The sequence below is a fragment of the Allobranchiibius sp. CTAmp26 genome, assembly GCF_017565405.1.
Taxonomy (GTDB): domain Bacteria; phylum Actinomycetota; class Actinomycetes; order Actinomycetales; family Dermatophilaceae; genus Allobranchiibius.
In genome coordinates, this window is sequence record NZ_JAGEKR010000010.1 from 117,397 (window position 1) to 129,345 (window position 11,949).

The 11,949-nt window shown below is 68.6% G+C and carries 13 protein-coding genes; 5 read left to right on the forward strand and 8 right to left on the reverse strand.

Going from position 1 to position 11,949, the window contains the following annotated elements; all coding sequences use genetic code 11:
* The first annotated feature begins 279 nt into the window (after positions 1-279).
* Positions 280-561 carry a metal-sensitive transcriptional regulator gene (locus J4030_RS06990; RefSeq protein ID WP_208048494.1) on the forward strand — a complete coding sequence of 94 codons (282 nt, stop codon included), beginning with the start codon at positions 280-282 and terminating at the stop codon, positions 559-561.
* 13 nt (positions 562-574) lie between these two features.
* Here the strand turns inward: J4030_RS06990 and J4030_RS06995 are convergent, their stop codons facing one another.
* The 6 genes from J4030_RS06995 to J4030_RS07020 all read right to left on the reverse strand — a co-directional run bounded on the left by J4030_RS06995 (position 575) and on the right by J4030_RS07020 (position 6,799).
* A complete protein-coding gene (locus tag J4030_RS06995; RefSeq protein ID WP_208048495.1) occupies positions 575-1,228 on the reverse strand; it encodes a VOC family protein in 654 nt (217 codons plus the stop codon).
* Between the two features lie 67 nt (positions 1,229-1,295).
* The gene (locus J4030_RS07000) at positions 1,296-2,123 is read right to left on the reverse strand and encodes an RNA methyltransferase (RefSeq protein WP_208048496.1); all 828 of its coding nucleotides are present in this window, start codon (positions 2,121-2,123) and stop codon (positions 1,296-1,298) included.
* A gap of 52 nt (positions 2,124-2,175) precedes the next feature.
* Positions 2,176-3,474, reverse strand: coding sequence for an ROK family transcriptional regulator (locus tag J4030_RS07005; protein WP_208048497.1), 1,299 nt, complete (start codon positions 3,472-3,474; stop codon positions 2,176-2,178).
* A 20-nt stretch (positions 3,475-3,494) separates the two neighbouring features.
* Positions 3,495-4,910 (reverse strand): sugar ABC transporter permease, encoded by a 1,416-nt coding sequence (locus J4030_RS07010; protein WP_208048498.1) that lies wholly within the window; start codon positions 4,908-4,910, stop codon positions 3,495-3,497.
* Complete coding sequence (locus tag J4030_RS07015; protein WP_307864600.1) at positions 4,907-5,680, reverse strand: ATP-binding cassette domain-containing protein; 774 nt, start codon at positions 5,678-5,680, stop codon at positions 4,907-4,909. The genes J4030_RS07010 and J4030_RS07015 overlap by 4 nt, the downstream gene beginning before the upstream one ends.
* A 153-nt stretch (positions 5,681-5,833) precedes the next feature.
* Positions 5,834-6,799, reverse strand: coding sequence for a sugar ABC transporter substrate-binding protein (locus tag J4030_RS07020; protein ID WP_208048499.1), 966 nt, complete (start codon positions 6,797-6,799; stop codon positions 5,834-5,836).
* Positions 6,800-6,809: 10 nt separating this feature from the next.
* On the opposite strand from J4030_RS07020, the gene J4030_RS07025 reads away from it, so the two are divergent.
* The 3 genes from J4030_RS07025 (at position 6,810) to J4030_RS07035 (ending at position 9,162) form a co-directional block, all read left to right on the forward strand.
* Complete coding sequence (locus tag J4030_RS07025; RefSeq protein ID WP_208048500.1) at positions 6,810-7,067, forward strand: hypothetical protein; 258 nt, start codon at positions 6,810-6,812, stop codon at positions 7,065-7,067.
* A 285-nt stretch (positions 7,068-7,352) separates the two neighbouring features.
* The gene (gene xylA, locus J4030_RS07030) at positions 7,353-8,546 is read left to right on the forward strand and encodes a xylose isomerase (protein WP_208048501.1); all 1,194 of its coding nucleotides are present in this window, start codon (positions 7,353-7,355) and stop codon (positions 8,544-8,546) included.
* 85 nt (positions 8,547-8,631) lie between these two features.
* Entirely contained in the window at positions 8,632-9,162 is a 531-nt protein-coding gene (locus J4030_RS07035; protein WP_208048502.1) for a hypothetical protein, read from the forward strand.
* Positions 9,163-9,204: 42 nt separating this feature from the next.
* On the opposite strand, the gene J4030_RS07040 is transcribed toward J4030_RS07035, so the two are convergent.
* Together J4030_RS07040 and J4030_RS07045 are read right to left on the reverse strand one after the other, a co-directional pair.
* Entirely contained in the window at positions 9,205-10,125 is a 921-nt protein-coding gene (locus J4030_RS07040; RefSeq protein WP_208048503.1) for an SGNH/GDSL hydrolase family protein, read from the reverse strand.
* Positions 10,126-10,384: 259 nt separating this feature from the next.
* Positions 10,385-10,963 (reverse strand): TetR/AcrR family transcriptional regulator, encoded by a 579-nt coding sequence (locus J4030_RS07045; protein WP_208048504.1) that lies wholly within the window; start codon positions 10,961-10,963, stop codon positions 10,385-10,387.
* 84 nt (positions 10,964-11,047) lie between these two features.
* On the opposite strand from J4030_RS07045, the gene J4030_RS07050 reads away from it, so the two are divergent.
* Positions 11,048-11,929: an SDR family oxidoreductase gene (locus J4030_RS07050; RefSeq protein ID WP_208048505.1), complete on the forward strand. Its 882-nt coding sequence runs from the start codon at positions 11,048-11,050 to the stop codon at positions 11,927-11,929.
* The last annotated feature ends 20 nt before the right edge of the window (positions 11,930-11,949 follow it).

The following is an 11,949-nucleotide window of genomic DNA, read 5'->3' on the forward strand; positions in this document are numbered from 1 at the left end:
GCCCGAGTACGTCGTTATGGCCCGCTCGGCCCCAAACGGCACCCGCCCGCACACCGCGGGCCTCGTTATGGCCCGCTCGGCCACAAACGGCGCCCGCCCGCACACCGCGGGCCTCGTTATGGCCCGCTCGGCCCCCAACGACCCGCCCGCGCGCCCCGCGTACGTCGTTACGGCCCGCTCGGCCCCGAACGATCCGCCCGCGCCCTCCGGTCGGATACCCCCGGAGGGTACCCTTGGGTCACTATCAGCGGCACGGCGAGATGTAGAGGATTGGTCGAGATGGCCGGTTATTCAGGCAGCAAGCAGGACTACCTCACCCGTCTGCGCCGGGTGGAGGGCCAGGTCCGGGGCATCCAGCGGATGGTGCAGGAGGACACCTACTGCATCGACGTGCTCACCCAGGTCAGCGCGATCACCAAGGCACTGCAGTCGGTGAGCCTCGGGCTGCTGGAGGACCACATCGGGCACTGCGTGGTCGATGCCGCACGGGACTCCGATGAAGCCGCGCACGACAAGGTGGCGGAGGCCTCGGCGGCGATCGCCCGGCTCGTGAAGAGCTGAGCGACGCCCGCGATCAGATGGTGACGGGACCGGCAGCGGTCTCGAAGCTCACCGAGATCAGGCCGGGCGTGCCGTGCGGTGCGGCGAAGTCGAAGATGATGCCGGGCTCCCACTCGTCGCGGTCGACGCCGGGCTCGCCGTTGAGCCCGAGCCAGTCGCGCACCCGCACGGGCGAACCACCGATCTGCAGGCGCGTCAGGCTCGCGTCCGTCGGACCGTCGCTGGATGGATGCGGCACACCGTCGGCCCACTGGATGAAGTAGGGCACCTGGGCATCGGACGTCAGGCCCTTCACGCCGAGCTGCTTCCAGGACAGTTCGACGCCGTCCGGACGGTGCCGGTTGCCCGGGGCGGCCGCCCGTCCGACCAGTCCCTCGGCGATGCCGATGTCGCTGACGCGCACGACCCAGGCGAGCCATCCACCGCCGGCTTCGGAGCACGCGCGGACGGCCTGCCCGAAGGGCGCCTTGTCCGATGCGGGGTGGTCGAGCACCTCGACGACCTCGACGAAGCGCTCATTGCGCAGCGGGATGATCATGTTGCGAGTGCCGAACCGCGGGTGGATCCCGCCATCGCCGGGTTCGACCCCGAGGAGGGCCCCGACGCGCTTCGCCGTCGCGATCAATCCGTCTGCGCCGGCGGCGTACACCACATGGTCGACTCGCATGCTGAGCATCGTGCCACCCGTTGCCAGGCGGCTCCAAGTTGGGTATGAGATGGCGACTCGGGCGCCCTCAGCCGGGGGTGTGGACGGTGGCCGAGCGACGCTGCCGGACCGCCTCGTAGAGGAGGATCGCCGCCGAGGTGGCGACGTTCAACGAGTTGGCGGTGCCGGACATCGGGATGGCGACCCGCTCGTCCGCCGCGTCGAGCACCTGGTCGGTCAGACCCTGCTTCTCGGTGCCTACCGCGATCGCGACCGCGCCGGTGAGATCGACGTCGGTGTACGACGTGCGGGTGTCGGGGGTGGCCGCCACCAGCCGCACTCCGCGGGCGCGCAGCCAGGCCAGCGTCTCCTCGGTGGGGGCCGTCGCGACCGGCACCGCGAAGACCGTGCCCTTGGAAGCACGTACGACGTTGGGGTTGCCCCAGTCGGTGACCGGGTCGGCCGAGACGACGGCGTCGACCCCGGCGGCGTCGGCCGTGCGGAGCATCGCTCCCAGGTTGCCCGGCTTCTCGACGCCCTCGGCGAGCAGGATCAGCGAGTCATCCTCTGTCGCAACGTCGGTCAATGCCGCCCCCGCGAGCGCGACGACGGCCACGAAGCCGTCGGCGCCTTCCCGGTAGGCGATCTTCTCGAACGCCACACGGTTCAACCTGGCGATCTGCGCGCCCCGCTCGTCGGCTTCCCGGACCAGCTGCGCGACCTCGGTGCCGGCGGATGCCAACTCCGGGCAGTAGAGCAGCTGCCGGGGCGCGACTCCGGCATCCAGCGCGAGCCGCAACTCGTCGTACCCCTCGATCAACGTCAGCCCGAGATCGTCGCGTCGCCGGCGCTTGCGCAGCGCGACCACGTCCTTCAGCCGCGGGTTGGACGGCGAGGTGATGAGGAGTTCGGACACGACGACGACCCTACGGTCCGAACCTGCCCCGCTCCGCCGACCCGGCCGAGGATCACTGGAGGCGCCGGGCGACTCCTACCGCCGCACGCCGGCCGCTACCGTGCGGCGCCTGTGGTGGAACCGCGTCGAGACCCCCCAGCACCTCCGTCTGGCTGCGGTGTGCCGATGCCGTCTCCAACGGGTCGCTGAGCAGACCGGCGAAGACGAGCTCCGCTGCTCCCAATAGGGGCGCGTCCTCGCCGAGAGCGCCGATGCACACCCGCGCCGGTTCACCGGGTGCTCTGGCCATCAGCGCGTCGAGCGACAGTTGCAGACGCTCCTGGCGCTCGTTCAGGAGCAGACTGAGCGACCCGCCGATGACGATGAGCTGCGGGTTGACGAGGTGCGAGATGCTCGCCAGCCCGACGGCCAGCCACTGACACACATCGTCGATCGCCGTCTGAGCGAAGACATTTCCGCCGTCGGCGTCTCGCATGACGTCTTCGATGCCCGCCGCGGGCGTCGGTCCGGAGCGGCCGGCCCGGGCGAACAGGGCGCGCTCACCGACGACCTGCTCGAAACATCCCTGGTTGCCGCAGTAACACAGCGGTCCCCCCGGCTGCACCACGATGTGGCCGATCTCCCCCGCGAGCCCGTGGGCACCCAGCAGCGGGCCGCCGTCGACGAGAAAGCCTGCCCCGACACCCACCCGGGCGATCAGGTACGCGACGTCGTCGACGTCGCGCGCAACCCCGCGCAGATGCTCGGCCACCACACCGAGGTTCGCGTCGTTCCCGAGATAGATCGGGATGTCCGCGCCGAACGCGGCCCCGAGCATCGCGATCAGGTCCACGTCCGCCCAGTGCAGGTTCGGGGCCGTGAGGATCCGGGAGTCGTGCCGGCGGACCGTTCCCGGCACACTCACGCCGACACCGATGAGCCAGCTCTGCCCCGGGATGCTGTCGGCCAGGACGCGGACGCCGGCGACGACCTCTGCGACGATCTCCTGGGGCGCGACCAGATCGGCCAGGTCGATGGAATGGCGCGCCAACACCCGGCCTCCGAGAGCGACCGCCGCCACCGTCAGATGACTGACGGCGACGTCGACCGCCACGGCGTACGGGCCATCGGTCCGCGGCCCGACGATCGGCGATGGCCGACCCGCCGTGCCACGCGCGGCGGGCGCGTACTCGGAGACCAACCCCATTTCCTCGAGCTGCGCGACCAGCACCTTGATCGTGCTGCGGTTGAAACCGGTGTTGTGCGTCAGCTCCGCACGTGACAGGCGACCGTGCCGATGGATCTCGGACAGGACGATGCAGAGGTTCTGACTTCGGATGGACTGGTGGCCAGATGGAGTCGGACGCGCCATAACCCAAACCCGCCGGGACTCTAGAGGCCGGAGGAACCTGCTCGACGACGAGACAGCGCGTCGACGGCGGCGGCCAACATCAGGACCACTCCAGTAACGATGTACTGCACAGCGGCGCTGTTAGTGCCCTTGACGAGGTTCGACATGCCGTTGTAAATGACCTCGACCACGGCACCACCGACCACGGCATCGATCATCCGGCCCTTCCCGCCGAAGAGGCTGGTGCCACCGATGACGGCCGCACCGACCGCCAGCAGCAGGGTGTTGCCGCCGTAGTTGGCGACGCTGACCGACTGCACGTTGGAGCCGATCATGATGCCGCCGATGGCTGCCATCGCCGAACACAGCACGAACACCGAGATCCGGATCCGATCGACCGGGATACCGGCTCGTCGTGCTGCTTCCTCGTTACCGCCGACCGCGTAGACGTGACGGCCGTAGCGGGTGCGGCTCAGGACGAAGGTCCACACGACGAAGAACGCGATGATGATCGGCACGACCCACGGCACACCGAGCAGCTCCGCCGCAGCCACTTTCACCAGCTTGCCGTCGACGGTCTTGAAGCCGGCCGCCTGGTTGATCGAGCGGTTCTTGTTGAGCGCGTAGACGGCGAGGAACGTGCCCACAGCGACGGCGCCGATCTTGAAGGCCAGGACGCCGAGGGGCTCGGTGTTGAGGCCGCGAGTGCGGCGGCCGTTCTGAGCGAGCAGCTTCACGGCCGCGTACCCGGCCACGATGAGGATCGCGAGCAACCACCCCGCCCATACGGGCATCTGGTTGCCTTCGAAACCGTTGACCACCGGGTCGGTGATCGTGATGTCGCCCTTCTGGCCCTTGCCGTTGTTCGCGATGTACAACGCGACACCCTGGAACGCCAGGAAGAAGGCGAGGGTCACGACGAAGGAGGGAATGCGCACCTTCGCGCGCAGGAACCCGATCAGGAATCCGATGATGACGCCGGTGAGGATGGCGGCACCGATGGAGACCGGCCACGGGGCGTGGTAACCCACCATCAGTCGCACCATGACCGTGGCACAGACGCCGGCGGCGAAACCGGCGGAGAGGTCGATCTCACCGAGCAGCAGGACGAAGACCAGTCCCATGGCGATGAAGATCGGGCCGGCGCCCTCGGTCAGCATGTTGCCGAAGTTGAACAGACCCTTGAACGTCGGTTGCAGGATGCTGAACACGATGACGAGCAGGACGAGGCCGGTGACCGCGGGGAGCGAGCCCATCTCGCCGCCGCGCAGCCGCTGCACGTAGTTGGTGACGTACGCCGACACGCTGTTGCCCGTGGGCACCGTCGACGCGACGGCCTCGAGGGAACCGGGACTCGGCGTCGCGGTCTTCGAACCAGCGTCGTTCGCGCTGTGCGCGCCCTCGGCGTTCTCGCCCTGAGCGTCGAGCGGGGCCTGGGGTGTGCTGCTGTCGTTCATTCTCCGACTCCCGTTGTCATGGCCGGCACGCCAGCGGTCTTGCCGGTGGTGATGAGTTCGACCAGCTGCGTCTGATTGACCTGGGAGCGGTCCACGATGGCGGCCATCTTGCCCAGATAGAGCGCGGCGATCCGATCGGACACCTGCAGCACGTCGAGCATGTTGTGGGAGATCAGCACGACGGCCAGACCCCGATCGGCCAGCCGGCGTACGAGCGCCAGCACCTGTGCCGTCTGGGCGACGCCGAGGGCCGCGGTGGGTTCGTCGAGGACGACGAGCTTGGAGTTCCAGAGCACCGCCTTGGCGATGGCGACCGTCTGGCGCTGGCCTCCGGACAGGCTGGAGACGCGCTGACGCACCGACTTCACGGTGCGGACGGACAGCGACGCGAGGGTCTCCTCGGCCGCGTGCTCCATCGAGTTCTCGTCCAGCACCACCCGCGAAACGCGCTCCCGACCGAGGAACATGTTCTGGACGATGTCCAGGTTGTCGCACAACGCGAGGTCCTGGTAGACGATCTCGATCCCCAACGCCGACGCGTCGCGCGGCGTGTGGATGTTCGTCCCCTGTCCGTCGAACGCGTATTCGCCGGAATCGATCGTGTAGGTGCCGCTGATGCACTTGACCAGCGTCGACTTGCCCGCGCCGTTGTCGCCGACCAGGGACGTCACTTCGCCGGCGCGAGCCTCGAAATCGACGTTCTGCAGGACGTGGACCGGACCGAAGCTTTTGTTGATGCCGCGCATCTGTAGGAGTGGCTGATCGGGCACTGGGGCGATACCTCCGGTTCGATGTGTGCCAGGCAGCGTCCCGGAAAAGACACGACCCAGTGATGCCCGCTTCCGGGTCGGCCGGCGGATGCCGACCGACCCGGAAGGGCGGACCTTATTGCTCCGACACCTGGGTGCCGGTCGAGCGGTTCGTTACTTGACGCCGTTGCTGGTGCACATGGCCGCGTAGCTGCCGGTGCACACGGTGTTCTTCGGCACGTAACCGTCGTTGACCGGTCGCGCCACGTTCGCCTTGGTGATCACGATCGGCGTTGCCAGGATCGAGGGCACCTTGGCCTTGGTGGTGGGGTCCTCGACCGTGGCCGTGGTCGAGGGAACCTTGCCGGTCACCAGCTGCGCGATCGCGTTGATCGCCGGGCTGGCCTCTTCGGTGGTCGGCTTGTAGATGGTGAAGCACTGGGTGCCGTCCATGACGCGCTGCAGACCGGCTGCCGAGGCATCCTGTCCGGACACCGCGACCTGACCGGCGAGCTTGGAGTTCTTCAGATCCGTGATCACGGCGCCGGCCATCGTGTCGTTGGCGACCATGACGGCCTTGATCCCCGGGTTCGCGGCGAGCATGGTGCTGAACTCACGTCCGGCGGTCGGTGCGTCCCAGTTACCGTCCTGCTCGGCCACCTTCGACCAGCCGGCGGTCTTGCTGAGAACGCTCTCGTAGCCCTGCTTGAAGAGGGTCGCGTTGTTGTCGGTGGACGCTCCGTCGATCTGCGCGTACTTGACCGCGGACTTGCCCTTGACCTGCGAGCACTGGGTCAGGGCAGTGCCCTGAGCGACGCCGACCTTGACGTTGTCGAACGACACGTAGAGGGACGCGCCGCCACCCGGGGTCAACCGGTCGTAGTCGACGGTCAGGACGCCGTTCTTCTTGGCCTGCTGCTCGATGGCCGCGCCCGATGCCGGGTCGAGGTTGACGATCATCAGGACCTTGACCTTGTTCGCCAGCATGCCGTTGGCGATGGTCTTCATCGTGGCCGCGGAGCCGTTGGCGTTCTGGATGTCGCAGTCCAGGTTGTCCTTCTTGCAGTCCGCCTTCAAGGCCGTGGGGTCCGCGGTGATCCAGCGCGGCGAGGAGGTCGTGTCCGGCAGGATGATGCCCACCTTGGCGCCCTTGCCGTCGAACGAGCCGCTCGCTGCCCCGCCGGAACTGCTGGAGGAACTGCCCGAGGAGGACGCAGAAGAGCTCGAAGAGCTCGACCCCGAGGCGCTGCTGGAGCTGCCGCCCGACTTGCTGGAGCTGCCACAGCCGGTGAGGGCCATGGTCCCCACCGCCCCGGCTGCGATGAGGATGTTCATGCCTTTGCGCATCAATCCCGCCTTTCGCGGTTGTCTGAACGCGCCGGCCTCTACGGTCGACACGGTGATGTAACGCAGCACAACTTATGCCGGTAGCGTTGCTCTCGGTAGCAACCGATCATAAGCGTAACGATTCTGTGACCTGCGCCACAGTCAACCATCAGGGAGCGGCTGATCTCAGTCGTTCCACGAGGCCGCCCCGACAGATCGAACACGCGATTGTGCCGCCACCAGCGGCATATGTCCGCCGTCGAGGGTGCAACGTCATACCCCTGCGGGCGCCGTGGACCGTCATGCGGCCGCGCTGGGTTCGACCAGCAACGATCGTGATCCGCCTACCGACGCATGGGAGTTATGTATGGCACTCATCCCTACCCGCGAAGACAAGTTCAGCTTCGGGCTCTGGACGGTCGGGTGGCAGGCGCGAGATCTGTTCGGTGAGGCCACCCGGCCGGTGCTGGCCGGCGTCGCGGCGGTGCACAAGCTCGCCGAACTGGGCGCGTACGGCATCACCTTCCACGACGACGACCTGATCCCACCGGGCAGCTCGACCACCGAGCGGGACCGCATCGTCACCGAGTTCAAGCAGGCGCTCACCGACACCGACATGGTCGTGCCGATGGTGACCACAAACCTGTTCGGCGACCCCATCTTCAAGGACGGCGGTTTCACCAGCAACAATCGCTCGGTGCGCCGGTACGCGCTGCGCAAGGTGATGCGCAACATGGACCTGGCCGCCGAACTCGGCGCGGAGATCTACGTGTTCTGGGGTGGCCGCGAGGGCTCCGAGGTGGACTTCGCCAAGGACGTCCGCTCTGCACTGGACCGCTACCGCGAAGGCATCGACCTGCTCGCTCAGTACTCGATCGACAAGGGGTACGGGATGCGGTTCGCCATCGAGCCCAAGCCCAACGAGCCCCGTGGGGACATCCTGCTGCCCACGATCGGGCACGCCCTCGCGTTCATCTCCCAGCTCGAGCACGCCGACATGGTCGGCATCAACCCCGAGACCGGCCACGAGCAGATGGCCAGCTTGAACTACACCCACGGCATCGCCCAGGCGCTGTGGCAGGACAAGCTGTTCCACATCGACCTCAACGGTCAGAAGGGTCCGCGCTACGACCAGGACATGGTGTTCGGGTACGGCGACCTGCTGCAGGCGTTCTCCACCGTGGACCTGCTCGAGAACGGCGCCCCCGGCGGCGGCCCGGCGTACACCGGGGACCGGCACTTCGACTACAAGCCGTTGCGCACCGAGGACATGGACGGAGTCTGGGAGTCGGCACTCGCCAACATGGAGCTCTACCTCGAGCTGCGCGAACGGTCCAAGGCGTTCCGGGCCAGCCCGACGGTGCAGGAGGCCCTGGCGGCGTCAGAGGTCGCCGAGCTGGCCCAGCCGACGCTTAACAAGGACGAGACCTGGGAGATGCTGCTGACCGACGACGCGGCGTACGAGGGCTTCGACCGCGACGCAGCGGCCACCAGGGGATACGGCTTCGCGCGCATCCAGCGCCTGACCATGGAGCACCTGCTCGGGGTCGCAGCGGACTGATCACCGAGCTCGGGTCGTCCGCGGGTGCCGGGTTCCGGCCCGATCCCGCGGACGACACGGGTGATCGTTGCTACGTTTTGCAGGCATGACGGAGCTTGCTGCTTTCGACTTCCCCACGTTCGTCGCCGCCTACGACGCGAAGCGGCGCGAGCGAGGGCTCGGCTGGTTCGAGTTCGCGGGCGAACTGTGGGACCAGTCGGCCGACCTCAATGCCGAACGCGAGGATGACCACCCCTTGTGCGGCGGTGCCGTGTCGAGACTGGGCGCGAGGGGCGAGACCTCCTGCCAGTACGCGTTGTTCATGCTGCGCTGGCTCGACCGGGCGCCCGAGGAGTTCCTCACCGGGCCGGTCGCCGACGTCGGTGAGACCCGGCTTCCCGATCCTGGCCCCGACCGCCGACTGCGCTGGGACCTGCCCCGGCTGCACACTGCGCTCGACGACCAACGCCGCGAGCGAGGTCTGACCTGGGCGCATTTGGCGGAACAGATCGACTGCACCCCTGCACGACTCACCAACCTGCGGACCGCGCGTCAGGCCGATCTGGCTCTCGTGATGCGCGTGACGCAGTGGCTGGGCAGGCCGGCGGCGGCGTTCGTCCATTCCGCCCGGTGGTGAGAGCGCACCGCGCCGTCACCACCGGGGGATGTCAGGACCGGATCAGTGACCGGCGTGGGTGCGGATGCCGAGCTGCAGCACGGTCTGGCGCGCGATGGCCGCCTCACCCACGGCGTTCGGGTGCACGGGGTAGGCGTTGATCGGTCCGACCGCCGGCTCGATCCACCGCTTGTTCGCGGGCTGGCACGCGTCGTGGCCGACCGAGCTGGGCGCCATGTCGATGAATCGCGACCCGGTCTGCTGCGCCGCGCGACGTACGACGCTGTTCAACACGTCCTGCTGGTGGTGCAGCCAGGGGACGTCGCCCAGCGAGATCGGCATCGCCGGGTAGCAGGCCAGCGATCCGGTCGACGGCAGGATCTCCGGGTAGCCGATGATCGCGACCGTCGCGTGCGGAGCCTTCTTGTGCACCGCCTGCAGCGCGGTCACCAGGTGCGGGTAGGTCTGGTTGACGATCGCGTCGGTGAACGTCGACCCGTACTTCTTCTGGCACGGGTTGCCCGTCACGTCGGTCGCCGAGATGGCAGCGCAGCCGAAGAACGAGTCGACGAAGACGTTCTCGTCGTTGCCGCCGATGGTCATGGTCACCAGGCGGGTCTTGTTCGTGACCGCGTCGAGCTGCGGGGCGACGCCGGCCGACTGGGATGAGTAGAAGTCCGAGGTCTTCGCACCACTGCACGTGACGTCGGTGAACGAGGTCGGCTTCGTAACGGCAGCGATGTCGTGGGCGTAGTTCAGGGTCGAGCGGCTGCACGCGGGCGGGGATCCCACCACGAAGGGGTTGACGCCGGCCGCGGAGGAGTAGCTGTCGCCGAGTGCCACGTACGGCGAGGTCTTCACTGCGTGATGGTGGTGGCGGTGCCCCCACGACGAGGACGCCGTCGCGGACGCCGGTCCGGCGGCGACGACAGCCATCGAGGCGGCGAACAGGGTGGCAGTGAGAACGCTGGTGGTGCGACGCATGAACATCTCCGGTAACGGTCAGGGGAATCGTTCCTGACCGCGTGCCCCGGGTCAGCAGGCGTCCGGGACGCCCGTCCTGCAACGTAGCAAGCACCTACCCGCGGGGCAATGACCCCGAACGCCGCTCGCATAAGGGTGGGTTGTCGCCCTGGCGGTCACTTTCCTGCGCGCGGGCAGGCCGGTCGGGTGGGTCGTCGGCCTGACGGTCACTTTCCCGCGCAGATGAGCGCGGGAGCCCGATCACGCGGCGCCTCGCCGGTCAGCCCAGGGACAGCGTCGCCGCTCGGAGGTCGTCGAGGGCGGCCACCGCATGATCGGCGAGCCCTTCGCCGTCACCGGAGTCGCCTTCGGACCACGCAGCGAAGCCCCGCTTGAAGGCCAGCACCCCCAACTCCGCGGCGAGGTGGGCCGTCGGGTCCGCGACACCGCGGGAGGTCAGCGCGTCCGTCATGGCCGCCGCGAGACCGACACTCTTGAGGGCGTCGCGTTCCTGGAGTTCCGTGCTGGCCGCCACCGCCGCCCTGATGCGGGGGCCGATCTCGCGGTTCGTGGGGCCCATCGCGCTCGACGCGCGCCGCAGCCCGGCCGCGACGGCCTCCAGCGGGGTGGCGTCCGACGGTGCCTCGGCGATCCCGTCCGCGAGCAGCCGACTGAGAGTCTCCTGGCCGGCGACCAGCAATTCCCGCTTGTCGGAGAAGTGCCGGAAGAAGGTGCTCTTGGTGACGCCGGCCCGGTCGGCGATCTGCGCCACGGTGGTGGCGTCGTACCCCTGCTCGGTGAACAGGTCGACCGCGGCGACGACCAGTCGCTGGGTCGCCCCGGGTTGCCATCGAGCCATCGGCCCATCTTAGGTGATGGGACATCTGTCTCATCACGATGTACGGTGATGGGACATCAGTCCCTTCACTGTCAGGAGCACCTCATGCAGGTATTCGTCACCGGAGGCACCGGCACGATCGGCTCGCCCGTCGTCGCCGAGCTGCTCGCCCACGGCCACACCGTCCTCGCACTGGCGCGCTCGGAGGACTCGGCGCGAGCGCTGGAAGCCGCCGGCGCGGAGCCGTTGCGAGGCGCGTTGGGAGACCTCGACGTTCTGCGCGCCGGTGCGGCACGGTCCGACGGAGTGATCAGCCTGGCGTTCGGGCGCGACTACAGCACTCCCGAAGCGCTCGCCGCGGGCATCGCCGAGGAGAGTGCCGCGCTCGGAGCCCTGGGCCAGGAACTTGTCGGGAGCGACCGTCCTATCGTCGCCGTCTCGGGCACCCCCTGGGTGCCGGGACGTATGTCCACCGAGGCCGATCCGCTGCCGACCGACGGTCCGGTGGGCGGCCGAGGCCGCTCGGTCAACGCGCTGCTGGACCTGGCCACCCAGGGTGTCCGGAGCACGGCCGTCCGGATGCCCCGCACGGTCCACAACGAGGGTCGGGGAGGCTTCGCCGGCCTGCTGACGGATGCAGCGCGTCGTACCGGAGTGTCCGGCTATCCGGGTGACGGCGCACAGCGCTGGCCGGCCGTGCACGCCCTCGACGCGGCGGCCCTGTTCCGGCTGGCCCTCGAGTCGGCGGAGCCCGGCACCGCCTGGCACGCCGTGGCCGACGAGGGCGACGCGGTGCGTGACATCGCGACGGTCATCGGCGGGCAGCTCGACCTCCCCGTCGAGTCGGTGCCGCAGGAGACGTTCGGCCCGTTCGGCGTCATCTTCGCGATGGACCAGCCGGCATCCAGCGCGCACACCCGCGACGCCCTCGGGTGGCGGCCGACCCACCCCAGCCTGCTCGACGACCTGCGGAACCTCCGCCCCTGAACGAGGTTTCCGCTCCCTGA

Excerpts from the sequence above, each read along its gene's own strand:
- J4030_RS07005 (WP_208048497.1), bottom strand. The coding sequence starts at position 3,474 with ATGGCGCGTCCGACTCCATCTGGCCACCAGTCCATCCGAAGTCAGAAC.
- J4030_RS06995 (WP_208048495.1), bottom strand. The coding sequence starts at position 1,228 with ATGCGAGTCGACCATGTGGTGTACGCCGCCGGCGCAGACGGATTGATC.
- J4030_RS07010 (WP_208048498.1), bottom strand. The coding sequence starts at position 4,910 with ATGAACGACAGCAGCACACCCCAGGCCCCGCTCGACGCTCAGGGCGAG.
- J4030_RS07045 (WP_208048504.1), bottom strand. The coding sequence starts at position 10,963 with ATGGCTCGATGGCAACCCGGGGCGACCCAGCGACTGGTCGTCGCCGCG.
- J4030_RS07040 (WP_208048503.1), bottom strand. The coding sequence starts at position 10,125 with ATGCGTCGCACCACCAGCGTTCTCACTGCCACCCTGTTCGCCGCCTCG.
- J4030_RS07035 (WP_208048502.1), top strand. The coding sequence starts at position 8,632 with ATGACGGAGCTTGCTGCTTTCGACTTCCCCACGTTCGTCGCCGCCTAC.
- J4030_RS07050 (WP_208048505.1), top strand. The coding sequence starts at position 11,048 with ATGCAGGTATTCGTCACCGGAGGCACCGGCACGATCGGCTCGCCCGTC.
- xylA (WP_208048501.1), top strand. The coding sequence starts at position 7,353 with ATGGCACTCATCCCTACCCGCGAAGACAAGTTCAGCTTCGGGCTCTGG.
- J4030_RS06990 (WP_208048494.1), top strand. The coding sequence starts at position 280 with ATGGCCGGTTATTCAGGCAGCAAGCAGGACTACCTCACCCGTCTGCGC.